A 23,141-nucleotide genomic window follows, 5' to 3' on the forward strand; every position below is an offset into this window, starting at 1 on the left:
TGCCCGCTGGAGGCCCGGCGCTCGATGCGGATGACATGCACGCCGACGGCGCGCAGCTCGGCAGCTACGGCCCGGGCCGTGGATGCGCCTCCCGGGTCTCCTCCTGGCTCGCCCGGGTTTGGAGTGTCGCCACCCTGCCGGAGGCGGCGCGGATCGGACGTGGACCGCGCCGCCATATCGCTGGGTAACGCCCTGCGGCGTAGCCCCCAGCTGGCTACTCGGCAGAGGCCTGCGCGGGTACTTCGGCGTTGTCCTTGGCGCCGGAGGCAGCCTCGGCGCGGGCCATCTTCGCTGCAGCCAGGAGAATCCCGAGGGTCGTCACGAGTCCATCCATCTCCGTGTGCAGGGCCGTGAGGGCAGCACCTCCGTCACCGGCCTCACGGGCGTCCACGATCTCTTCGGTCAGATGCTGGAATACGGGGATCGGCGGCAGGCCGTTGAGGACAGCGTTGACCTCCTTCACCCTGCGTACGTGGCCCTGGATGAGGGCGGTCGCTGCGCTGACGCCGGGATCGGCGACCTCGGCCGTGGTGGTGACCGCCACGGGCGAGAACTTCTTCGGTGCGCTCGCGGCGGCCCTGGCCGCGTCCTCGGCCACCTTCTCGACCTGCGCGGGGCTGGCGCCCTCTGGGAGCTGTCGGACGGCCCTGGCTGCGCCCTCCAGCGCCCGAACCGAGGGCGCCTTCTTCCCCGTGGCCTTCTGTACGCCGGCCAGCGTCGCCGACAGACCCTCATTGCCGTGCTTCTTCTGCGCCGAAGCAAGCGCGGCGGCCTGCTTCTTCGTCAGCTGTGGAACTTCAACGATCGTCACCTCCCCACGTGGGGAGAAAGTGTTCGAATCAAATTCGAACGAAGTCTCCCCACGTGGGGAGGTGACCTGGGGGCGGGTGGCGGAGGCCTCCACCATCTGCGACAGCCCGGCCTTCACGTTCCAGGCGTCGAGCAGCGTGTAGAACACGGTCGGTGCCATGGGGCGACGCATGGAACGGCCCCACTCCTCCATGGACGTGTAGCCCTTGACGAGCCAGAGCCTGCGCGCGTACGCGCCGGCCACGGCCTTGGCCGCGACCTCCCACGCGTCCTCCATCTGCTCGACGGCACGCTCGGTCTGGTCGGCGAGGTACTCGTCACCCTCAGAGAACTCGGTGCGCTCAGGGAGCTCGACCGGGTCGGGGATATCGGCGAGAGAGAGCATCGGGCCGCCGGAGCCGCGCCCATGGGCGTACAGAGTCGGCATCTCGGACTGGGCGGGCCTGGCGGGCTTGGCGTCGGAGAAGGTAGCGACCACTGCGGTGGCCTTCTCCCCCGGCCCGGCGTCCGGGGCGTCTTCGGCGCCGGCTGCCTCGATGGCGGCCCTGGCCTCTGCCTCCGCCTTCGCCCGCTTCGCCTCCAGTCGCTTGTTCGCGGCGTTCTTCGCGGCCTGCGCCATCAGACAAGCACCCCCAGGTTCTCGAGCTCGGTGACGAGCTGATCCATACCGGAAGACTTCATTGCGTCCAGGCTCGGGGGGTTCGTCTCCGACAGGCGGGCCAGCTTGCGGTTCTCGGTCATCTTGGTTGTCAGGACCTGCCAGCCGCCCCACTCCTCGGCGTTGGCGGCATCGGTGATGTACTCCCGGGTCGCCTTCACATCCTGGGCGTTCACAGAGGTCGGCACCCGGAAGAACATCACCAGACGGCGGATCGCCGGGCGCCCGGCAGCAGCACGGTTGGCATCGACCTTGGCCATCGCGGCCGCCAGCGGCAGGGCCTCGAGGCGCTCCAGCTCGTTGAGGTTCGGCTCGGTCATGAGGATCACGGCGTCCGCGTGCTCCATGACGGCCTCGGCGTAGCCACGGGAGTCCTCAAGGTGCGCGGTGTCGACCAGGCCAACTTTGCCCTCGTGGGGGTGCTCTTCCAGGATGTCCTCGAACTGCGTGGTGGCGGCGAGCCGTACGTCGAAGGGGAACTCGGAGAAATCCTCGTCGGCCTTGGCGGCCTTGTACCACTTGCGGAGCTGCGAGGAGAAGTCACCGTCGTAGGCGAGGGGTTCGTAGGTCTTGTTCGGCGGCTTGCGGTTGGCCAGCGCGTGCCCGAGACAGGACACGACGGTGGTCTTACCGGTCTTGTTGCGGTTCGAGATAACGGCAATGAGCATGGCAGGGGAGCTTAGCCGCAAACGGGTGACCCGTCAGGGAACGGGGTGCCGTAGGACGTGCGTCCGGTCTGTCCGGGACAGCTCGGGTTGATGGTTCACCTGCGCCGGCTCGCGGCTCCTGCACTCCACCACGGGTCTTGCGGAGCGGCCAAGGTCCGCGGGTGCGGGCACCGGAAGCTGCGGGCGATGGACGACGAACCCATGGCCGCCTGGGCGGACAAGGGCTACTGCGGCGGGCCGAGCCTGTTGGAACTCCGGGCGGATCTCGACCAAGGTGTGCCGGCGAGGGCTGGGGCATCACGGCAAGCCCAGGCCTGGGGAGTAGCCGCAGCGGGCCAGCCGTCGCTGTTCTGAGGGCTCCGCGTGGTCAGGGCGAGGGGGGTGCAACCAACTGCGGGGCCTGGGCGCGGTGCTGCCCCTGTGTACACACCTGCACGGGGCGCTCCTCCACCTGGTGCGGATTCAAACAGGTCGCGGCGGCAGTCCACGTTCTGGCCGAGGCATCGCCTTGGTGTTGGCGCGTGCCAACACCAAGTCTCAAATCAGGCGAATATGTGATGATAAGGGATCTCTTGGTTCCCTCGGAGCTCGACACGCCCCGGGAACCCCGGTTCTCGCTGCGGTGGTAGAGCCCTTCGGCCCGACCTGGCGCGTCACTTGAGCCCAAATGCCCGCCGAGTGTCGTGGAACACCGTTGCCACGCGACTAGAGCCGTCCGAGCTACGCCTTCTGCGCGGTAGTCTCGGCGGTATAAAGACGAAACGGCCCACCCCGATAGCTTGGCGGCAAAGGGAGGACCGTTCCAGATGTATGCCGAACCAGGGTAACCGGACGCACCCACGTCTGACCACCCACGGCTCGGCTGTGGATCGGAGAGGTGCACCACAGCATGGCGAAAAAGAAGGAACGCCCTGCGTCGACGGACGATGCGGGACGGATGCGGCACCTGGGGCCCATCGGGTACTCCATGACCCCCGGGTGGGTCGTTCGGGAGGCCCGTACCTCCGTGTGGCTGTACGACTGGCTTCGCGCTCGGTACGGCGGCTTCGACGAGATGTTCCCCGGCATCGACACCCTTGCCAAGGACCTCACGGTGTCCAAGCGGACGGTGCAGAACGCGTTGGCCGGCTTGAAGGCGGTCGGTGCAGTTGAGGTCGTCCCGCGGTTCCGCGAAGATGGCGGACAGACGACCAACGAGTTCATCACCCACTTCTACGAGCCCGGGCACCCGTCCCGCCCCGAGGCCCCCGAGCGCCCGTAGCTCGACCTGTCACCAGCCCCAACCCCCGTGCAGTTTTCTGCACGGGGGTTTTTGTTGCCCTGACCCCCGTGCAGAAAACTGCACGGGGGTGTCGGAGTCCGATCCCCGTGCAGTTTTCTGCATTCCCCCCCAGCGCAGAAATCTGCGGGGCCCCCCATGCACAATTCTGCATGCATATACAGACAGACTCTCTATACATACAGAGAAATTGGAAGCACACAGATGTCGAGGGCTTCGCCCCCGTCTTGTTGTCCGGGAGTGCCGACTGCGTCGGCCTTCCCCGGGCGGGTCCCCCCCCGGAGGCCCCCCCGCCCGGGGCTGAGTACTTCGTGGCTCAGCTATTCGTCGCTCCCGTCACCACCAGAGCTATCTGACAGCAACCACAGAAGCGCGCGGGCACGCGGGCGCACGCGCGAGCTGCGCACAGATCGTCAGGACAGGCGACAGGGGCGCTGGATGCCCCTGTGGCGCTTCGTCGACCTTCGGGTAATGGGATTCGATCGACGGGCGCCTGGGAGGCCCTAGGTGGGCCCACTGGAGCCCTCCGGCTGGATGCTCGACTCGCCCTCGGTGTCGACACGTTCATGGGCGGTACCGTGCTTCCGACTCTAGGGGTAGCCGCGGTCTGGTGTTGGCACGTACCAACACCAGCGCTGTGCGGAAACGGTCTCTTTTCAACTTCGGCCAGGCGAGCGAGCCGACTACGGGTGGAGCACTCGTTGATACCTGCGCTCAGACAGGTCTAGCCGGAACGCATCGTGTCGAGCATGTCCGCCAACTCCTTCGCCTGGCTTCCCCTCTCCATCAGGTCAAGGGCGATATTCCGGTACCGGGAGATCAGCCCGTCGATCGCATGCCTGGTGTCGTCCCCAGTCCCCTTCGCGCGGGCTTCCGTCAGCAGTGCGGAGAGGTGCGTGCGGGCCGGCACATTCGCCAGGCCTTCGATGGACACCTCGAGTTCCTGGGCACGACGGACCTCCTGCTGAAGAGCCGCCACTTCACCGGGCCGGTCCTGGTCGGTCGTACTGGCTACGACCGGTCCTGCCTTCGGAGTGCGAGGCTTCGGCGCATGCGCGGCAGCGGCCTTCCTCGCCTCTTCGATGATCTCGTCAGCGGGGGTACCTGGAAGAACCTTCGCCACCCGCTGCACGGTCGCTTTGATGGTCCGCACGGGCGGCTTCTCTTGCCCGGTGGCCTCCTTCACGGTCTCGAAGACACTGACCATGATCTCGTCGCCGTGCTTCGCACGCACCGGGGCGAAGGCCTCGTAGGCCTTCTGGTCGAGTACCGGGGGCGTGCTGGCGGCAACCACCACACCGTCAGCCTCGGCGTCATCCGGGTCGCTGCTGGAGCCTTCCAGCTCGAGCCGTCCTGCCGACCCGTACACGGCATGGAAGGCCGTACGGGTTTCCCAGGCTCGGCACAGTGCGTAGAACTGTGCCCGGGTCAGCCGACCCCCGGCTTCCTCTGCGAGGAAGTCATCCATGCTGAGGTATCCGAGACGGAGGTGGAACTGACGTGACTTCACGTTCGCGCAGGACTTTGCCGCCACCTCCCACGCTGTGCTGAGCTGCGCGATTCCGCGCACCGACTGCATGAGGACGTGGTTGTCCCCGTCAGACATAGGCAGGGTGGTGTCGGCAATCTCCACCGGGTCAGGGAGGTCTTCCAGCGCGAGCATGTGCCCGCCCTGCCCGCGGCCCCCGGCAACAACCTGGAACTTGGGCTCAGGTGCAACCTGACCGACCACAGCCTGAGCCGGGACTGCGAGGGCTCGGTCGCTGAACCCGGAGGGGACCGAAGGCGTCTCCTCTGCCGTCTCGGAAATCGCCGGCGCCTGGTCCTCTTCTGCGATCGCTTCTGGTGCCGTCGGTTTGGCAGCTCTGGCTGCAGCTCGCAGACCGCCGCTCGTCTTCGAGGACCGGCGCCGCGTGGTGTTCTCAGACGTCATGCTGGAGGATCCCCTTCTGCTCCAGCTCGGTGATCAGCTCGTCAAAGCCCATCTTCCGGGCGAGCGCCGGGCTCGGAGGGTTGAAGGCGTCGACTCGGGACAGATCAGCTCGGTACGGGATTTTCGTGCTCAGGATCTCCCATCCCAGCCAGGCGCCGGGATCCCCGTGCTCGTCCTTCTCGACCTGCTGGTCGAGGATGTCGTCCCGGACCTCCTCCCAGTCCCGGGTCGCCGAGTAGTACTTCGAGAGCATGATCAACCGGCGCAGAGGGCGCTTCCCCTCATTGGCCCGCTGCTTGTCCACGTCCCGCATGATCGTGGACAGACTCAGCTGCTTCACCAAGCGCTCGGTCTCGTTGAAGGTGGGCTCCAGGACCAGGATTGCGACGTCCGAGGCCATCAGTACGGATTTGGCGATCGGTACGTGATCTTCCATGTGGCCTGTGTCGACGACCCCGACCTTTCCCTCGTGGGGGTACTCGCGGACGACCGCCTTCTGGAACCTGTTGTGGGCTACCGAGTGGACAGGGAACGGGTACTCGTCCAGCGCCTCGTTGTCCTCGGCCTCGTCCGCCCACATCTTGAAGTGGTTCGCGGAGTCCGCGTCGTAGCCGATCGGCTCGTAGCTCTGGGGCGCCGTACGTGCCGCGAGAGCGTGGCAGATAAGGGAGGCGGCCGTTGTCTTCATGGACTTACGGCCGGAGATCAGTGCGATGAGCATGGGAGCCACCGTACCGGCCCGAGGTACAGATCCGTAGAGGAGAGAGGCGACCGGGAGGCTTTGTGCCAATAAGCTCCGTAGCCCCCTGTGCACACACTTGCACGGGGGTAGCACCCGGTCCCCACTGAGCGTTCATGCAGCTCGAGTCGGTATTCGCCTCCTCCCAAGAGGGAGCGCGGGTGGTGTTGGCACGCGCCAACACCACGCCGCAGAATAGGACATTCTAGACCTCGCTGTCGGCCTGTCTGGCAACGAACTCGTCAGCCATGGGGGAGTGGTACACCCTCGCGAGCTGGAGGAGTCGGTCGACCTCCGCGTCGAAGTCCGAGTCCTGGAGGCCTTGGGCTCCAGCCTCCGGAACCTCCGCGACCGGCGGCAGACCGGTTGCCTTGGCCTCCCGGGCGGCGCGCAGCCGGAGGGCTTCCGCCGCAGGGCTGCTCTGGTGGTCGTATCCGGCGGCGTCCGCGGTACGGAATGCGGCTTCGCGGATCGCGTCGCTGGTGTAGGGCGCGAGGGCGAGGCCTGCGTCCCTGATCTCGATGACGCAGCGATGGAGCCGAAGGCGGGGGCCGCGAAGAAGTGTGCCCTTGAGGACGATCTCCGGGGTGGAGGTGGTGAGGTCGCGCCAGAGAGGCTGAAGGCTTCGGAGGCGGCGCCAGTCCCTGATCGTCCGGCAGGCGACCCCGAGCGCAGGGACGCTGCTGCCGATCAGGATGAGGCTGATGGAGAGGTACTTGAGGAGATCGGTGAGGGTGTCGGCCAGCGCATCGGTGGTGTCGGGGGTGACCCCAAGGAGGCGGCCGAGGAGGTAGAGGACGCGCGTGGTGGCGTAGAGGGCTCCGGAGGTGCTGCCGATGGCCATTAGGCGCAGGCCGAAGCGCAGGAAGCGACTGGTGGCGTGGCGGACGCTGGTCCAGTAGAGCCGGGCGGAAGCGGCCATCGCGAAGCCGAGGTAGGAGAGGAAGGCGCTGTAGTAGGCGGTGGCCCAGCTGCTGCCGGCGTGTTCCAGGAAGAAGTCGTCGACCTCGTGTTCGCGGGGGACGAACTGGAAGAGCACTGCGAGGAGCCCCATCGTGGCGAGGGCGGTGTAATGGCGGGGGCGGAACCCTCGGTGGTGGTCTGGGCGGGAGATGGCGGCGACGAACTCGACGACGGCGCCGGCCGCGACGATGCCCGCCCAGTGCTTGATGAGGGTGGAGAGGCTGTTGACGTGGAACCAGTCGTCGAGACTGTGCATGACGGCAGGCACGCGCAAGGTGATGGCGACGGCCAAGGCGGCGAAGGACAGCCACAGGGCCCGCTGTTTGGGGGTGCGGAAGGCGGAGGGCGCGCGCCAGATCGTGACGGTCCAGAGCATGGCGAGCACGCCGACCTCTACGGCTTGCACGTCACGACCAGGTGTTCCGCAGCGGGTGGCCGAGGGCGTCGTGGAGACGGCCCAGGCGGTCTTCGGCTTCGGTGGAGCTGGAGTGGGTAGTGTGCCGGCTGGCCCGCTCGTGGATGAGGGTGGCCAGCGTCTCGGCGGCGCGTTCCTGGGGCGAGGCGAACTTGCTACGGCCCATCAGGTGCGCGATGCGGCTGAGGTCCAGCCCAAGTTCCTCGTCGACGGTTTCGGTCATGGACGCGAGGGCGCGGATCCGGGTTGCTTCGGCGCGGATGATCGCGCCGAGCGGGAGGTCGGGGTGGTCGAATGCGGAAACGGCGCCGCGGGTGCGGGTGAGGAGGCGCTGGAAGTGCTCGGCGGCCAGGGAGAGGTCGTCTTCGGAGGGCGTCTGCGGTACGTCGAGCTCGGGCGCGGTGTGACCCAGGAGCATGTGCGCGATCTCGTGGAAGACGATCTGCGTCTTGAGGATGGCGGCAGCAGCGGCGTCGTAGAAGATGAGGTCGGCGACGTCGAGGCCGAGCCAGATGCCGCAGGGCAGGGCTGGGTCGGGTGGTCCGTCGAGGGGCAGCAGGATGAGGGGCCTCCCGCGGAGGGCGGCTATGCCCTCGCAGAATGCTTCAAGGTTGAACGGCTGCGGGATGGGCAGCTGGTTGACGATGGCGACGCACTCGCGGTCGCCCCGCTTCCACCAGCTCATCGACTGCCTCTCGCCGTCCGGCGGGAAGGTGCACTGCTGCTTCGAGCCGGATTTGTACTGCCCTGTCGGTATGGAGCTTAGGCGAAATTTTCACAATGGCTGAAAATTGTTGCTCACATGTCAGGTAGATGCAGCTTTGGGTGAATTGGGCTCGACGTGTCGTTTCAGCCCTTGGTGCGTCGGCCCCGGCCGGGCTTGACGTCCGGTAGGCCTTCGGTTTTGCGGAGGTGCTTGATCAGCGCGGTGACCGACTTGAGGGATCCGGCCGAGAGGCCGCCGAGGCGGAACGCGGCGGCCTGGACGTTCTCGTCTTCCAGGACCTGGGCGAACTCGTCGGCTGCGGCGGCCCTGCGGGTCTCCTCGTGCAGACGGGCGATACGCTCCTCCAGCCTCTTCTCGACCGCGGTGGAGTTCTCTCCGTCGGCCAGATAGCCGGTGCTGACTCCGAAGAAGCCGGCGAGGGCGCGGATCGAGTCGATGCCGGGGTTGGTGTTGACGCCCTTGTGGATGGTCTGGACAGTGCCGTGGGACACGGAGGGGCCGGGCAGCTGCTTGGTGCCGTCAGCGATCTCCAGGTAGGTGTACGGCCCGCGGCCGGGCGGGTGCAGGGTCCGGATCAGGAAGTCGAGGCGCTGGGCCATCGTCTGCTCGCGGCCGGGCGGGCTCTCTTCGCCCATGGGGAATCACTCCTGTCCGTTGCCATGCGGGGGCAGTTCAGCCCGAACCGCCAACCTTGATTATCTACTGTGCTAGACGGAATTTGCTAAACGGCACAACTACCCACGTCTAGAACGCTTATTGACTGGTCGTGTCCATGACGAATCGGGCAACAGTGTGATCTGCGACTTATCGGCTTGCAGTCGCAACGAGCATCGACGTATGTTGATCCACACCTTATCTAGCCCGCTAGATAAAGCGCGTCTCATGATTTGGGCGCGCGGAGTCTAGCCCGCTAAGCACGTGCTGTTCGACGTGGGCCGGATGGGGTCGGGGGAGGGGCCGTGCCATGTGCTGCGGCATCAAAGAGCCCGAGTAAGGCCGGTGTTCAGGGGAGTGGGATCCCCCGAACACCGGGACGCGTCTCCGGGGAGGGGACGCGGTTCACCGGGAGCTGGGCCGTATCGCCGTAGGAAGCTGCGGCCCGGTTCCCTGGATCAAGGGCAGTTTTTCATGCGATCACTCGTACGCAAAGACCCGGCCGCCACCGGCGCCGGGGTTCTGGTGCCGGCCATCGCCGGACCGTCACGTTCCGCCTGCCACACCGCTCCTGTCGCGGGTACGGCCGCTCTGTCCGCCTCGGCGCCGAAGCCGTCGGCGGGACATGCCTACTTCGCGCCCGGCTGCTCGGGGCCGAGCGTCTCGCTCCGGGCCCGCGGCCCCGTGTTCGCGGCTGCCCGGACTCCCCTAGTGGGTCCGCACCGTACGACGGCCGGCTCGGGTCCGTCGTAGCGGCACGCCGCTGGCCCCTGCCTCTGCCTCAGGGCCTTCTCCGCTCCCGCTGACCTCTTGGACGGCCTGGTGCTCACCAGCCGCGCCCGGGAGCCGGTGTGCGAAGGCATGCCCTGACTGCGCAGTCCTCTGGCCCCGGCGGGCCGTCGGCACCCCATCTTCTTCTTCGCTTTCACCGAGCCGCAGGCGGATTCTCCATGCCCTCAGAACTCCTATCCATCCGTATTTGTTCACGTCTGGCGTCTTCCGGTCTCGCGCTGGCCGCGCTGAGTGCTGCCCTGACGGCCTGCGGCTCCAGCGGCACCCCAGTGGCGGAGCCCCCGGAGCTGGCCCCCACCACGTCGGCCGCCGCCGGCCCCGCGCCGGGCAGCGGGACGATCCCCGTACCCGAGGGCCCGGCCGCCTCCGAAGGGGCCGAGCTCCCGCAGGACATCGCGAAGGTCGCTGCGGACTTCGCGGCCGCCTGGGCGAGCCACGACGCGCGCCCAGGCAAGGACGCGGCGTACACGGAGGCGGGCAAGAGGGCCGCGGTTTACGCCTCGCCGGACCTCGGTGCGTCGATCAGCACGCCCCGGGCGAGCACGAACTCGGTGTGGCGGCAGTGGACGGCCGACAAGACGACCGTCACCGCGACGGTCCTGAAGGTGTCGATTCCCGACGGGGCTCCGGCGCCGACGGCCACCTCCGCGCTCGCGCGGGTGGTGTACCGGCTGACCACCGCACCCGAGAAGGGTCAGGCCACCACCGAGACCAAGCAGGTCGCCATCCAGCTCGAACGCGGCGCCGACGGTACGTGGCGCGTCATCGCGCTGCCGTACGCGTAGGCGGCCGGCGTGAACAAGCTGATACAGGCGGGCGCCGCCGCCTTCGTGCTCGTACTCGTACTCGTCTTCGCCCTGATGATGATGCTGGGCGGGGCCGGGGGAGCGCGGGCCGCAAACAACGGCCCCGGCGGCTCGATCGCGGCCGACGCCCCGGTGCCCGACTGGGTCCGCAAGCTCATCGACAAGGCGATGGCGAACACCTGCCCCCAGGTGACCGCATCTCTCCTGGCCGCGCAGCTCCACGCCGAGTCCGGGTTCCGCCCGAACCCGCCCGACGGCGGCGCGGGAGCGCTGGGCATCGCGCAGTTCATCCCCGGCACGTGGGCCGTGTACGGGGTCGACGGCGACGGCGACGGAGTCAAGGACCCGCTGAACCCGGCGGACGCGATCCCGGCCGCGGTCGCCTACGACTGCAAGCTCGCCGAGATCGTCAAGAACGTCCCCGGCGACTCGGTCAAGAACATGCTCGCCGCGTACAACGCGGGGGAGGGCAACGTCCTGAAGTACCAGGGTGTCCCTCCGTTCGACGAGACCCGAGGCTACGTGGAGGAGATCACTTCGCTCGCCGCGAAGTGGGCCGCGGCCGCCGACGGCCAGGTACCGCTGCCCCCGGGCTCCGGCGGCGCCGCGCGGGCCATCGCCGCTGCCAGGACCGCGCTGAACACCCCCTACCAGTGGGGCGGGAGCTGCAACTTCCCCTACAAGAGCATGAACGGCTGCGACTGCTCATCGCTCATGCAGATGGCGTGGGGCGCGGCCGGCGTGAACTTGCCGAGGACCACCTACGACCAGGTGCACTCCGGCACCCCGGTCGCCGCGATCAGCCAGCTGCGCCCCGGCGACCTGCTCTTCAGCGTGGGCAGCGCCGCCGTGCCGGAGCACGTTGGCATGTACATCGGCAACGGCGAGGTCATCGAGGCCCCGCGGACCGGGCTCAACGTGCGGATCAAGCCCATGTCCTGGTGGCAGGGCCAGATCGTCGCCATGCGGCACATCGGATGACCGCATTTTCCTCCGGGGCGCTTGCGCCCCTTCGTCCGGACCCTCTTCCGGGTCCGGGCCCATCTCCCATTAAAGGACAAACTCATGGCTTCTGACGGTAAGTGGATGATTCTCGCTGACAGCGTCGGTGACGTGATCGGCGGTGTGGACCCGAGCTGGGGCCCCTTCGGGGCGCTTGGAGCGACTTCGAAGGTGATCATCGGCGTCATCGCCGCGATGGTCCTGGTCGTGTCGGCGGCGACGTTCCTGCTGGGCATCGCGAAGAGCAAGGGCTGGGTCGGCTCCGGCAACAGCACGATGCACACCGACACCGGCAAGGGCCAGATCGTCGGCGGTCTGGTGGGGATCTTCCTCGTCGCGTCCGCCGCCGCCATCTTCACGGCCGTCTACGGCATGGGCATCTGAGGCGATCTCCATGACGAACAACGACAACAACTCCGAAGGCCGACCGTGGTCGGCCGACCGCGCGCCCCGCCGGTCCGGCCCCAAGCCGCTGACCCTCATCGTCATCGCTGTCGTGGTCTGCACCCTGGCCGGGCTGCTCATCGCCAACCTCTTCACCTCCGGCACCCCGAAGGCCGGCTCCCCGGTCGCTACCCCCGGCAAGAGCAAGGAAGCCGACGGCGGCAACACCGAGGGCGCGGGCACCACGGGGTCCGTGCGCACGAAGGACGGTGTGCCGGTCGGGTACGAGCGGACCAAGAAGGGTGCGAAGGCAGCCGCCGCGAACTTCCAGGCGGTGCAGTCCACCGCCCTGTTCCTCGCCGACAAGGACATCCGCCACAAGATCACCAACGTGATCATGGCCCCGGAATCCGTGGCGCAGCGCCTCAAGACCCTGGACGAGCAGTCCGAGGCGGCCATGGCCAAGCTCGGCGTGCTCAAGAGCGGCCTGACCCAGGGTGGGGCCCCGCTGATCAACCGGCAGGCCACCCTGTCGGCGCAGGTCACGAGTTTCAGCACGGACATCGTCACCGTCGAGCTGTGGACGGCCGCCGTCACCGGCGTTGCCGACAGCACCTCGAAGCTGACGCCGACCAGCGAGTTCAACCAGTGGAACTACACCCTGCGGTGGGTGGACGGCGACTGGCGGGCGGTCGGCATCACCCGCTCCGCGGGGCTCGTCCCGCAGGCGACGGCCGGCCAGCCGTCCGCCCCCGACTCCTTCCGGCAGCTGGGAGGGGACGCGAATGTCGCGCCGTACTCCCGCTGAAGCCCCCCGGCGCCGCGCACCGCGCCTGAGGGCGCTGCGGTCGCTGCCCGCCACGATCACCGCCGGGCTGCTGGTGCCCCTGTGGCTGCTGTCCACCGCGCCGGCCGCCCAGGCCCTGCCCAGCGCCTGCGACATCCCCGGCATCTCGGAAGCCTGCGACATCAACGATGCGGTCGGCGCGATCGCCGACTTCGCGTCCGACCCGTTCGGGTTCATCGCGAAGAAGATGGGCGAGGGCGCGGCCTGGTTCCTGGGGAAGATCATCGGATTGATGGACGCCACCACCAAGGTGGACTTCACCAACCCGGGCTTCCTCAAGACCTACGCCCTGATCTTCGGCGTCTCCACGCTCCTGACGCTCATCCTGTGGCTCGTCGCGGTGGCCAAGCGTGTCGTCTCCGGGATCTCGCCCGTCACCGCGGTCTCCGAAGCCGTGGGACTGCTCCTGCTCCAGGTCATGGTGAACGCCTTCACCCCGGCCGCCCTGGTCTTCCTCAACCAGCTCGTCGACGAGATCACGAAGGTGTTCGCGGGCAACGCCATCCAGGAGGGCAAGGCCTTCATCGAGAAGCTGACGAAGGTCATCCTGAAGACCGACGCCACACAGGCGCCTGTCGTCCTGATCATCGTGTTCCTGTTGATCATCGTGGCCGCGCTGCTGGTCTGGATCGAGCTGCTGATCCGCGCCGGCGCCCTCTATATCGGCGCGGCACTCGGGCCTCTGGTCAACGCCGGGTTGGTCGACCGTGACTTGTGGGGCAAGACGAAGAAGTGGGTGGGCATGCTCCTGGCCCTCCTGCTGGCCAAGCCGGTGCTGTTCGCCCTGTTCGGGCTGGCCGCGGCCATCATGAACTCGGACAAGAGCGGCAACGCCGACGCGGTCAACACGATCCTCGTGGGCGCCCTGCTCCTGTTCCTGTCGGTGTTCTCCAGCGCCTCCATCTACAAGTGGCTGCCCGGATTCGGGGACGAGATGGGTTCCCTGATGAACACCCGCAAGGCCGCCGGGCAGGCTGGTCCGGCCGCGGCGGTACCCGGTCCGGCGCAGGCCGCGAACTCGGCGATGAGCGCACGGATGACGAGCTCGGTCGTCGGCAAGGGAACCGCCGCCGCCGGACCGGTCGGCGCGGCCCTGACCGCCGTCAAGGCCGGTGTCGACATGGCCAAGAACAAGGCCCAGGGCGCGGACACCATCGCGGACCAGGGCGGCGGCGAGGGCGGACCGCAGTCCGGCGGCTCCTCCACCGGCGGCCCCGGCGGCGGTTCCGGCGGCGAGGGTGCGCCGAGCGGCGCACCGTCCTCCAGCCCCACCGGCGGTTCGGTCGTCCCTGCCGGGGGCGAAGGCGCCTCGGGTTCGGAAAGCGGCGACTCGTCCTCCGTGCCGGCGGCTGCGGGAGCGGGCACCGCGAACCCTGTCGGCTCCTCCACGATTCCCGCCGACCACGCGGCCGGCGGCGGGGGAGAGTCCTCTGCGGCCTCGAGTCCCTCCGCGAGTCCGAACTCACCCGCGGGCCCTTCCACCATCCCGCTGCCCGCACAGCCCGCGGGCTCTCCGGCCTCCCCTCCCGCGCCTTCTCCCGCTCCGGCGGGGGCTCCGGCCTCGGGCGGCCCGGCCGGAACGTCCTCGGGGGCGGGCCCTGCGACCGTTCCCACCCCGTCCACCCCGAGCACTCCGCGTGCTCCGTCCGCCCCGTCCACTCCGGCCGCACCGGTCCGGCCCATTCCAGGAGGAAGTGGTAGCTGATGTCCGATCGCAGCTATGTCTTCGGCAAGCCGAGGCCGACCGGTCTGGTCGGCAAGCGGGACCTCGGCGAGCAGGTCCTGCTCGTCAGCGCGGGAGCGGTCGCCGTGTTCGGCGCCTGGCTGTTCTCCGCCATCCCGCTCCTCGCGTTCGTCGCGGTCGCGGTGCCCGTGGGCATCGCGGCCGGGGCGGTATTCATCCCGTACAAGCCCAAGGGGGCGTCCTCGCGCCGCACCCTCTACAAGTGGTGGCGGATCCAGCGGGACCACAAGCGGACCCTGGCGATCACCGGCGGGGTGTGGACCTCGCCGGCCGTGGAGGCCGGTGTGCTGCGTGACGGCGGGATCCCGCCGGAGGCCCTTGAACCGGCCCCGGGGATCACGGGTATCCGCCCGGTCACCGCTTCGGTCCGCGGCCAGGACATCGCGGTCGTCCTCCAGCCGGACCTCGGCTGCGTGACGATCGCCCTGGAGATCGCCTCGCGCGGTCACGCGGGCAAGGACCGCTCCGATCAGGAACTCGCCCTGGAGCGGTGGGGCTCCCTCCTGGACTCCTTCGGGAACTCCACCGACAACCCCATCGACCGGATCTCGGTGCTGGCCCGCCAGCTCAAGTCCGACCCCGAGGCCCACCAGCAGCACATCGCGACCCGCGCCCAGTCGCCCGCGACCGCCAAGGTTCCCGACTGGTTGGCCGCGTCCTACGACGCACTGTCGGACGCGGTGAGCACCAGCGCGGAGGAGCACCGGTACTACGTCGTCGCCTACGCCTCCTGGAACAAGGACTTCGCCGCCGAGTCCCACGACCGCGGGTCGGGCGACGAGGGCATCGCTGCGGTGATGGCGGCGGCCGCCGAGGAGCTGTGGGCGCGCTGCGAGGACGCCGAACTGCGGGTGGTGGCCCCGATGGACCTGGGCGCCCTCACCGCGCTCATCCGCAACAGCTACGACCCGGACCACCTGATCTGGGACGAGACGCTGCCGATGCAGCACGCCTTCCCCCGCCAGGTGGAGGTCCTCGACAAGCGGTCCTTCCGGGCGCGGGCCGCGGACTCGACGGAGGGCTGGTACCACGCCACCGCCGCGGTGGTGAGCTGGCCCAACACCCCGGTCGGCCCCGACTTCATGGCCCCGCTGCTCATCGGGCTGCCCGACATCATCCGCACCGTCGCCATCACCTCCCACCTGGAGCCCAACGACGCCGCCGTCAAGCGGATGCTCAGCGAGGACACCAACAACCAGGCCGAGATCCAGCGCGACATGCGCCTCGGCCGCAACATCGACCCCCGCGACCTGATCGCCACCCAGGCCACCGCCAAGCGCGGCATGGAGCTGGCCGCGTCCGGCGCGGCCGGCGCGGCGATCGTCGGTTACATCACCGTCTCCGCGCGCACCGAGAAGGAACTGTCCAAGGTCAAGCGGGACACCGGCGCGAAGGCGCGCTCCTCTCACCTGGGTATCGAGTGGCTTGACCTTGAGCACCACCGTGCCTTCGCCAACACGCTGCCGCTCGCCGGAGGGATCAGGAAGTGAACGTTTTCGCACCCGCGCGGGAAACGACGATGCGTCCGCTGTACACGACGACGCGCGCCTCCCAGGCCCTCTACCTGCCGATCGCCCCACCCACCCTGGGCACCGCCGGCACGGTCGTGGGAAGGGAACTGTTCTCCGGCAAGGCCTTCATCTACTGCCCGTTCTCCATCTTCGGCGACGGCCTGCCAGGCGGAAACTGCCTCGTCATGGGTGACACCGGCCGGGGCAAGTCGGCGCTGACCAAGACGTACGCGCTGAGGCAGGCCCGGATGGGCCGCCGCTTGGCGATCTTGGACACCAAGGAGCAGAAGGAGTCCGGCGAGGGCGAGTGGGCGGCGGTGTGCCGCGCGCTCACCGGGTCCGAGCCCATCAAGTTCGTTCCCGGCGGCGGGCCCGGCTCTGCGTGCATCAACCCGCTGGACCCCGAGATCAGCGGCCGCCGCCAGGTCGAACTCGTGCGCACCGTCGTCGAGCTCGGTCTGGACCGGAGCCTGGACGAGTTCGCCGGCTCCGCCCTGCGCATCGCGGTGCGCCGGGCCAACGAGCGGGCGGCGGCGGAGGGCCGCGTCGCGGTCCTGCCCGACGTCGCGTTCGCGCTGCGCCACCCCACCGAGCAGGACGCCGCCGCGAAGAAGCGCGGCCTGGACGAGCTCCTGGCCGACGGCCTGGAAGCCTCCTACGTCCTGGACCGGCTGTGCGGCGGCACCGCCGACGATGCGGCCGGCGGCGGCGACCTGGTCGGCATGCTGGACGGGCCGACCTCGCTGAGCGTCGACCTCGACGCCCTCATGATCGTCTTCGACCTGGCGCGGGTCCCCTCCGGCGGCGCCGCGATGACGATCCTCATGGCCGTCATCTCCGTGTTCCTGGAGGAGGTGTGGCTGCGCGGCGAGTGCGAGTGCGGCACACCGCCGGACACGCACGCCCGGATCGTCACCGACACGGCCTCCGGCGCGTGGAAGCGCGGCGGGAACCCGGACACCGGATGCCGCGGCTACAACCAGATCAAAAGGATCCTGGTCTTCGAGGAGGCCTGGCACATCCTGGGCACTCCACAGCTGGCGAAGTTGTTGGAGAAGTTCCTCAAGTTCGCCCGCGGCTACGGCCTGTCCTGCATTTTCATCGTGCACCACTTGAGCGATGTCGACGACAGCACGGAGACCGCGGCCGCGCTGAAGATGGCCGACACCCTGGTCGTCTACTCGATGAAGGCCGACGAGGCACGCGCGGTCGTCAACCGCCTGAACCTGCCGGCCTGGACAGCCGACCACATTCCGCGGCTGCGCCGCGGGGTGGCCCTGTGGAAGGTCGGCGAAACCGTCTACCCGGGTGTCCAGCACCTGCTGACCACCACCGAGGAGCAGCTGTGCTTCTCGTCCAACGCCATGTCCGAAGCCGCGGTGGACGAGACCTCGGACGAGTCGGCGCTCACCGCGGCCTGACCACGACCTGCTGAGGACTGCTCATGACGACTCCCGCCTCCGCCGGAACCCACGGCCACGCGCCCGGTGCCCGGCTGCTCCAGGGGCAGCTGGCCGCCCGCGCGCTCTGGTTGCAGTCCTGTGCGGCGTCGGCGTTCCGGCCCGGAGGCGCCTCGTGAGGATCTTCCACGGCCGGCCCGGCGCGGGCGCCGTCCAGAAGGAGACGCTGCGCGCAGCCGGTCTGGACGGTGCGGCGCTCACGCTCCTGGGCGCCCTGCTGGACTGCGCGGACGGCCAGACGCTCACGCTGGCGGCCCTCGCCGAGCAGCACGGCGTCCCCGTACGGCGGCTGCACTCCGCTGCCCGGTCCCTGACCGCCGACGGGCTCCTGCTGCGCGTGAAGTACGAGTCCCCCGGCGGGCGATGGGCGACCGACCTGTACGTCTTCCCCACCCCGGTCACTGCCGTGGAGTTCGAGGCGGTGCGGGGACGGCACGCCGGAGCCGTCACCCTGACGCTGGAGCCGGACCGCGCCCCCGGAACACCCCAGCCGGCCCCGCCCGCCGAACCCGTCGCGGCGGCCGCCGTGTCGGGCGGGCCGCTGGAGCAGGATGTCGAGCTCGTCACGGTGGCCGCCGTCCTCGAGGTCCTGGACGCCCTGCCCGGCCAGCTCACCGTGCTGCTGCCCTCGCCGCTCCCAGCCGCTGTGACCGGCGCCGTCCGGGCGGCGCTCGCGGCCGGACGGCAGGCAGAAGACCTGTCCGCGCGGGTCGTGCGCCGCTGGTGGGCCCACGGCTACGCGACGAAGGCCGCGCTGGGAGCCATGTCCCGGCCGGTCGGCGTGGCCATCGCGCTGCTGCGGCCCGGCCCTTGCCCGGACCCCCGGTGCGAGGACGGCGTGAACCTCGACACCGGCATGCCCTGCCCGCGCTGCGCCGAGCGCAGCGAGGACTTCCACCGCGCCAAGGCCACCGAGAACACGCCGCCCGTGGTGGACGTCGCGGATTTCCCGACGCCTACGCCGCCCGCGTTCGCCTCGCTGGACCTCACGTCCCGCATCGACCCCGAAACCAACGCGGCGGGCATAGCCCGTACGCGCGCCGCGCTGGCCGCGGCGAAGAACGCCCGCACCACCCCGCACCCGTCCAGGAGGACCACATGACCGACTTTCCCTCGCTCGTCGAAGGCGGCGGTCTGATGCAGTACGGGCCCTGGGCCCTGCTGGCCGTCGCCGCCCCGGTCGCCGCGGTAGTCCTCAAGCCGTGGGAGCGCCAGAGCGACGGCGCGACCTGGGGCGGCCGCAAGGTGGAGAAGCACCTGCGCGCCGAGAAGTCCCTGGAGACCCGCGCCGACCGGCTGGTCGCGGGCCGCGGTCTGGTCACGAAGAAGCTCGTCGCGGGAGAACCCTGCCTGTCCGGTCTCGCCTTCGGCATCCCCGGCTCCGGCAAGTCCATGGGCCTGCTCCTGCCCAACGCCCTGGAGTGGGCAGGCCCCCTCGTCATCACCACCGTCAAGGCCTCCGACCTCGACATGATCTACGCCCGGCGCGCCGCCGAGGGCCGCCCGGTGCACGTGGTGGCCCCCAAGGGGATACCCGGGCGGGTCACGTCCCGCTGGTCTCCGGTGGAGTACTGCAAGACCGAGCAGGACGCCGACGAGATGGCGAAATGGCTGACCGAGGCCTCCTCCAACAGCGCCGACCCCAAGGCGCAGACCTGGCTGGAGCAGGCACAGCCCATCGTCAAGGGCGTGCTCCTGGCCGCCCGCGTCTCCGGTGAGGGCATCACCGCGTTCCGGCGCTGGCTCTCGCTGGGCAAGGACGCCGTCGACACCGTCGAAGGCGTCCTCATCGACGCCGGGTTCGCCGAGGCCGCGGAGGACTACGCTTCCCCGTGGCGGCGCCTGCACGGCGACGGCGTGGGCTCGATCCAGCTCACCCTCAACGTGATCGCCCGCGTCTACCAGGACAAGGCCGTACGTGAGAGCAGCGCGGCCAGCGACTTCGACGTCGAAGAGGTCATCGCCAAGGGCGGCACCATCGCGATCGTCGCTTCCGCCTCCGACAGCCGGCGTTACGCGCCGCTGATCACCGCGCTGATCGCCTCGGTGATCCACGCCGCCGAATCCCAGTACGCCCGCACCGGCAAGCCGCTCGCGCCCGCCCTCGGCCTGCTGATCGACGAGGCTGGCAACGTGCTGCGCTACCCGGACCTGGCGACCGTCCTGACGACGGGCCGCGGCCAGGGCATCGTGCTGTTCACGATCTGGCACGACCTCAGCCAGCTGCGGACCTCCCTGGGCGACGACAAGGCCAATACCGTCATCTCCGCCTCCCCGCTGCGCATGCTGCTACCGGGCGTCGCCGATCCCGAGACGCTGAACTTCTTCAACCTGACGCTGGGCCGAGCCGAGGTCTCGATCTCCCCCGAGTCCCACAACCGCGAACGCGACCTCGCCCCGGTCCATGCCCTGCAGCAGCTCAAGGACGGCACAGCCATCGTCCAGTACGGCAACAAGGCGCCCGTCCTGGTCAGCCTGCGGATGATCTTCGAGGACAAGGACCTCCAGCGGCTGATCAAGGAAGCCCCCGCACGCAAGGAGCTGGCACGTGCCTGACGAAGAGGGCTACGACATCCCGCCCATGGACGGCCTCGTCGACGAGGACACCGGCGAAATCCTCGACGACCTCGACAATGAAGAAGAAGAGGAGGAGGTGGACCTGTCGGGGTGGGTCTGGGCCGCGATGGAGCCGGCCGTCCGCCGCGAGCGCCTGGCAGAACTCCGCATCTGGGTGCAGTGGCTGGTGCGCACCTACCCGTGGACGCTCACCCACCTCACGCCCTGCTGGTACCAGCACAAGGACGTCCGCGAACTGCTGACGGCACTGTTCGTGTCCTGGGTGCGGACCTACAGCCCGGGCAGCAAACGCGACACCGCCGAGGTCGAGTGGATCGACGCCCTCTACCGGACGGTGCCCCGCATCGCCCTCAAGGAGTGCACCGCGCAGAAGCACACCGACCCGCGCGTGCGGGAGTTCCGGGACGACGACCGGGCCTTCGAGATCCACTCCAAGGTCTCGGACGACATGACCGACCAGGCCCTGAAGCACCCGGGCCTTCACGAGATGATCCGACAGGGAGCAGAGCAGTGACCGTACCCGCACCGTCCGCCGCCGAGCCTGAGGGCCGTATCTGGCCGAGGTGGGCCACCGCCGCCGACTTCACCGGCGAGCGCGGCGAAGCGCTGCGCCAGGAGATGGCCCAGCGCCTGGAGCTCCCGCCGTACGCCGAGAGCATCGCGGTCCTGATGGGCCGCGACGCGGCCGGCAACCAGTTCACCAAAATCATGGCCTGGCCGTTCGCCCGCCACCTCCTGGACCGGCCCACCGACTGGTGGCACATCGCCGACAAGGAGCCCGCGCAGCCGGGCTGGCCCCGCCGCTCGACCGGACTCCTGGGCACCCTCGACCTCGCCGGCCTGTTCCCGCTGTTCGCGATCCTGCCCGACCGGCCCGCCGCCGTGGCCTTCTGCGGGGACGACGCGGCGTGGCAAGGGGCGCGGCGCCACGCCCTGTCCGACGCCGTCGCCCGGCAGGACGGACCGGACCGCTGGAGCATCCGCGTCCCGGAGCAGGTCACCCCCTGGCTGACGGCGCACTGGTCCATCCCCTACCCGGCACGCAACGTCCCCGTCTCCCGGAACCTGGCCGCGCTCACCATCGGACAGCCCTCCGGGGGCCTCCTGCGCGGAAGGAAGACCGCCACGGTCGAGCTCGGCGAAGTCCAGACGCACATCGCGGCCCTCGCGCACATCCTCGTCGGCGTGGCCCGCGACACCGGACGAGCGGCCGCCGGGGGAGCGGTGGAACTGCGCTCCCTGCTGTGGCGGGTCGCGCAGGAGCAGAGCATCGAGGAGGGCGACATCACGATGGCCCACCGGCAGGCCTTCAAGTGGCTCGCCGGCACCAACGCCAACGTTCTCCAGCAGGCCTCGTAGCGGCCCGCACACCACCACCATCACCAGGAGTCGATGATGAGTACCCCCGTCCCCCGTGAACGCGCGGCGCGCGGCCGCGCCGTCCAGCAGGAACTCCGCGCCCGCGCGGTCGCCGAAGGCCGGCTCGCCGCCGATATCGCCGAGGCCCTGTCCGATCCCGCGCTCAGCCGCTGGAGGAGCGCCAACGGCTTCGCCGTCGTCGACGACCTCGACAGGCTGGCCGGCCCGGCCACCGGAACCGTCCGCGTTCCCGACGACCTCGTACGCGACACCGTGCCCGCCGAGGTAGACCTCACCGACCCGCGCGCCGTGAGCGAGCTGTACCGGGTGGTCCTCGCCGAGGGAACCGCCGCACAGCAGTACGCGCTCCTCAACACCGCCCTCCTGACGTCCGTCTGGGCCGTGGGCCTGGCCGAAGCACCCGTCATGCGGGTGTGGGAAAGCCGCTTCCCGCAGCTCACGGAACGGTGAGCGGGCAGTGACCGAAGAGGAGAAGTGGCGGATAGCCCGGATCGCCCTGGAGACGGTCGGGGACAAGTACGACTACGCGCTGGCCGGCTCGATGGCGCTGCGCGCGCACGGCCTGGCCGACCGGCCGGTCGACGACATCGACCTGTTCAACATGCCCGACATCGGTGAGGCAGCCGTCGATGCCCGCGCGGAAGTCGTCACCGCGCTGACCGACGCCGGCTACCACGTCGAGGTGGAGAAGGTCTGGGCCCTGGACCAGGCCGCGAACCTGAGCGTCAGCGACCTGGCACGCCCCTGGGACGAGCCGGTGACCATCCAGATGGTCCCGATGGAGATGCACTACTTCCCCTCCGACCTCGACGGCATCCGCGTCATGTCGGTGCAGGACTGCGTGCAGATGAAGGCCGAAGCGGTGGGCTGGCGCACCGAGGCCAAGGACTACGTCGACCTGAGCGAGATGAACGCCGTGCTCGGCGCGGAGGTCGTCGACGAGTACCTCGCGGCCAACCCCAACCCGGCCCCCGAGGTCGTCTTCCGCTCCCAGCTCGGCAAGGTCGCCGAGATCCCCGACGAGAAGTTCGCCGCCTACGACCTGGGCCCGGACAGGGCAGCGGAGGTCCGGCAGAACATCCTCGCGTGGGCCTCGGAGATCGCCCCCGCCAGACCGAACCCGCTCGCCGTGGAGGCCACCGGCCCAGCCGCGGGCGTCCAGGCGCTCCTCCCCGAGCAGGCCGAGGCGGCCGCGGACCGGATCGCGGACGCCTCACCGCAGTCGCTGATGACGGACCACGAGCTGATGGTGACGGCCGGCAAGACCCGCCAGCTCGCCGACACCGCCGACGCCGTCGCGGCCGAGTCCGAGCACGAAGCGGCATCGATGCGCGCCAGCTACGAGGAGACCGGCGGAGGCTCCATGGCCGCAGAGCTGCGGGAGATGGGCGCCGACGACGCCATGGTCGCGCGGGCCTCGAACAGCGAACGTGAGGACGTCGAGCGCAAGGAATCACGTGCCGGTGAACTGCGCGGACAGGCCAGCGAGCTGCGCGAGCAGTCCGAAGCCGCCAAGGGCGAAGTCGACCGCCGCTCGGCACTGAGCCCGGATGAACGAGCGGCGGAAACCGTCATCCGGCGCGAGATCACCGGCCAGGTCGCGGCCCAGGTCGATCCGACACGCGCCTCCGTCGTCGCCCGCGCCACAGCAACGGCGTCTCACCAGCAGGCTGCACGCATGTGACGGCGAAGGTGCACACCGAACCAGAAGACGGATGCGCACCCCGCCGGGGCCCAACACAGGGACCCGCGGACCTTGGCACGGTTGACAGGCCGGAAAGCGGGAGCATGT

At 69.4% G+C, this 23,141-nt stretch carries 22 protein-coding genes; 15 read left to right on the forward strand and 7 right to left on the reverse strand.

What is annotated here, in order from left to right:
* Nucleotides 1-214 precede the first annotated feature (214 nt).
* Both ACFRU2_RS31275 and ACFRU2_RS31280 read right to left on the reverse strand, forming a co-directional pair.
* Nucleotides 215-1,429 (reverse strand): hypothetical protein, encoded by a 1,215-nt coding sequence (locus tag ACFRU2_RS31275; protein WP_382978471.1) that lies wholly within the window; start codon nucleotides 1,427-1,429, stop codon nucleotides 215-217.
* Nucleotides 1,429-2,136, reverse strand: coding sequence for a hypothetical protein (locus ACFRU2_RS31280; RefSeq protein ID WP_382978474.1), 708 nt, complete (start codon nucleotides 2,134-2,136; stop codon nucleotides 1,429-1,431). Before ACFRU2_RS31280 ends, ACFRU2_RS31275 begins: the two co-directional genes overlap by 1 nt.
* Nucleotides 2,137-3,025: 889 nt before the next feature.
* On the opposite strand from ACFRU2_RS31280, the gene ACFRU2_RS31285 reads away from it, so the two are divergent.
* Nucleotides 3,026-3,397 (forward strand): helix-turn-helix domain-containing protein, encoded by a 372-nt coding sequence (locus ACFRU2_RS31285; protein ID WP_327258087.1) that lies wholly within the window; start codon nucleotides 3,026-3,028, stop codon nucleotides 3,395-3,397.
* Between the two features lie 742 nt (nucleotides 3,398-4,139).
* Here the strand turns inward: ACFRU2_RS31285 and ACFRU2_RS31290 are convergent.
* The 5 genes from ACFRU2_RS31290 to ACFRU2_RS31310 form a co-directional block, all read right to left on the reverse strand.
* A complete protein-coding gene (locus tag ACFRU2_RS31290; RefSeq protein ID WP_382978475.1) occupies nucleotides 4,140-5,348 on the reverse strand; it encodes a hypothetical protein in 1,209 nt (402 codons plus the stop codon).
* The gene (locus ACFRU2_RS31295) at nucleotides 5,338-6,069 is read right to left on the reverse strand and encodes a hypothetical protein (RefSeq protein ID WP_382978478.1); all 732 of its coding nucleotides are present in this window, start codon (nucleotides 6,067-6,069) and stop codon (nucleotides 5,338-5,340) included. Before ACFRU2_RS31295 ends, ACFRU2_RS31290 begins: the two co-directional genes overlap by 11 nt.
* Before the next feature lie 223 nt (nucleotides 6,070-6,292).
* Nucleotides 6,293-7,456, reverse strand: coding sequence for an MAB_1171c family putative transporter (locus ACFRU2_RS31300; protein ID WP_382978481.1), 1,164 nt, complete (start codon nucleotides 7,454-7,456; stop codon nucleotides 6,293-6,295).
* A gap of 1 nt (nucleotide 7,457) precedes the next feature.
* Nucleotides 7,458-8,150, reverse strand: coding sequence for a hypothetical protein (locus ACFRU2_RS31305; RefSeq protein ID WP_382978484.1), 693 nt, complete (start codon nucleotides 8,148-8,150; stop codon nucleotides 7,458-7,460).
* Between the two features lie 164 nt (nucleotides 8,151-8,314).
* On the reverse strand, nucleotides 8,315-8,827 hold the full coding sequence (locus ACFRU2_RS31310) for an XRE family transcriptional regulator (protein WP_382978486.1): 513 nt from the start codon (nucleotides 8,825-8,827) through the stop codon (nucleotides 8,315-8,317).
* Between the two features lie 969 nt (nucleotides 8,828-9,796).
* On the opposite strand from ACFRU2_RS31310, the gene ACFRU2_RS31315 reads away from it, so the two are divergent.
* The 14 genes from ACFRU2_RS31315 (at nucleotide 9,797) to ACFRU2_RS31380 (ending at nucleotide 23,033) form a co-directional block, all read left to right on the forward strand.
* Nucleotides 9,797-10,423 carry a hypothetical protein gene (locus tag ACFRU2_RS31315; protein ID WP_382978489.1) on the forward strand — a complete coding sequence of 209 codons (627 nt, stop codon included), beginning with the start codon at nucleotides 9,797-9,799 and terminating at the stop codon, nucleotides 10,421-10,423.
* Nucleotides 10,424-10,432: 9 nt separating this feature from the next.
* The gene (locus ACFRU2_RS31320; protein ID WP_382978492.1) at nucleotides 10,433-11,425 is read left to right on the forward strand and encodes an NlpC/P60 family protein; all 993 of its coding nucleotides are present in this window, start codon (nucleotides 10,433-10,435) and stop codon (nucleotides 11,423-11,425) included.
* Nucleotides 11,426-11,509: 84 nt separating this feature from the next.
* Entirely contained in the window at nucleotides 11,510-11,830 is a 321-nt protein-coding gene (locus ACFRU2_RS31325) for a hypothetical protein (protein ID WP_382978495.1), read from the forward strand.
* Between the two features lie 10 nt (nucleotides 11,831-11,840).
* The gene (locus ACFRU2_RS31330) at nucleotides 11,841-12,638 is read left to right on the forward strand and encodes a hypothetical protein (protein WP_382978497.1); all 798 of its coding nucleotides are present in this window, start codon (nucleotides 11,841-11,843) and stop codon (nucleotides 12,636-12,638) included.
* Nucleotides 12,616-14,382: a hypothetical protein gene (locus ACFRU2_RS31335; protein ID WP_382978499.1), complete on the forward strand. Its 1,767-nt coding sequence runs from the start codon at nucleotides 12,616-12,618 to the stop codon at nucleotides 14,380-14,382. Before ACFRU2_RS31330 ends, ACFRU2_RS31335 begins: the two co-directional genes overlap by 23 nt.
* Nucleotides 14,382-15,911 (forward strand): SCO6880 family protein, encoded by a 1,530-nt coding sequence (locus ACFRU2_RS31340; protein WP_382978502.1) that lies wholly within the window; start codon nucleotides 14,382-14,384, stop codon nucleotides 15,909-15,911. The genes ACFRU2_RS31335 and ACFRU2_RS31340 overlap by 1 nt, the downstream gene beginning before the upstream one ends.
* On the forward strand, nucleotides 15,908-17,353 hold the full coding sequence (locus tag ACFRU2_RS31345; protein ID WP_327258075.1) for an ATP/GTP-binding protein: 1,446 nt from the start codon (nucleotides 15,908-15,910) through the stop codon (nucleotides 17,351-17,353). The genes ACFRU2_RS31340 and ACFRU2_RS31345 overlap by 4 nt, the downstream gene beginning before the upstream one ends.
* A 23-nt stretch (nucleotides 17,354-17,376) precedes the next feature.
* Nucleotides 17,377-17,511 (forward strand): hypothetical protein, encoded by a 135-nt coding sequence (locus tag ACFRU2_RS31350; RefSeq protein WP_382978505.1) that lies wholly within the window; start codon nucleotides 17,377-17,379, stop codon nucleotides 17,509-17,511.
* Nucleotides 17,508-18,494, forward strand: coding sequence for a hypothetical protein (locus tag ACFRU2_RS31355; protein ID WP_382978508.1), 987 nt, complete (start codon nucleotides 17,508-17,510; stop codon nucleotides 18,492-18,494). The genes ACFRU2_RS31350 and ACFRU2_RS31355 overlap by 4 nt, the downstream gene beginning before the upstream one ends.
* The gene (locus ACFRU2_RS31360) at nucleotides 18,491-19,948 is read left to right on the forward strand and encodes a type IV secretory system conjugative DNA transfer family protein (RefSeq protein WP_382978511.1); all 1,458 of its coding nucleotides are present in this window, start codon (nucleotides 18,491-18,493) and stop codon (nucleotides 19,946-19,948) included. The genes ACFRU2_RS31355 and ACFRU2_RS31360 overlap by 4 nt, the downstream gene beginning before the upstream one ends.
* On the forward strand, nucleotides 19,941-20,483 hold the full coding sequence (locus ACFRU2_RS31365; protein WP_382978513.1) for a hypothetical protein: 543 nt from the start codon (nucleotides 19,941-19,943) through the stop codon (nucleotides 20,481-20,483). Before ACFRU2_RS31360 ends, ACFRU2_RS31365 begins: the two co-directional genes overlap by 8 nt.
* On the forward strand, nucleotides 20,480-21,328 hold the full coding sequence (locus tag ACFRU2_RS31370) for a hypothetical protein (RefSeq protein WP_382978515.1): 849 nt from the start codon (nucleotides 20,480-20,482) through the stop codon (nucleotides 21,326-21,328). Before ACFRU2_RS31365 ends, ACFRU2_RS31370 begins: the two co-directional genes overlap by 4 nt.
* Before the next feature lie 36 nt (nucleotides 21,329-21,364).
* Complete coding sequence (locus tag ACFRU2_RS31375; protein WP_382978517.1) at nucleotides 21,365-21,799, forward strand: hypothetical protein; 435 nt, start codon at nucleotides 21,365-21,367, stop codon at nucleotides 21,797-21,799.
* Nucleotides 21,800-21,806: 7 nt separating this feature from the next.
* Nucleotides 21,807-23,033, forward strand: coding sequence for a nucleotidyl transferase AbiEii/AbiGii toxin family protein (locus ACFRU2_RS31380; RefSeq protein ID WP_382978519.1), 1,227 nt, complete (start codon nucleotides 21,807-21,809; stop codon nucleotides 23,031-23,033).
* The last annotated feature ends 108 nt before the right edge of the window (nucleotides 23,034-23,141 follow it).

It is taken from the genome of Streptomyces sp. NPDC056883 (genome assembly GCF_042788835.1).
Classification (GTDB): Bacteria; Actinomycetota; Actinomycetes; order Streptomycetales; family Streptomycetaceae; genus Streptomyces; species Streptomyces stoeckheimensis.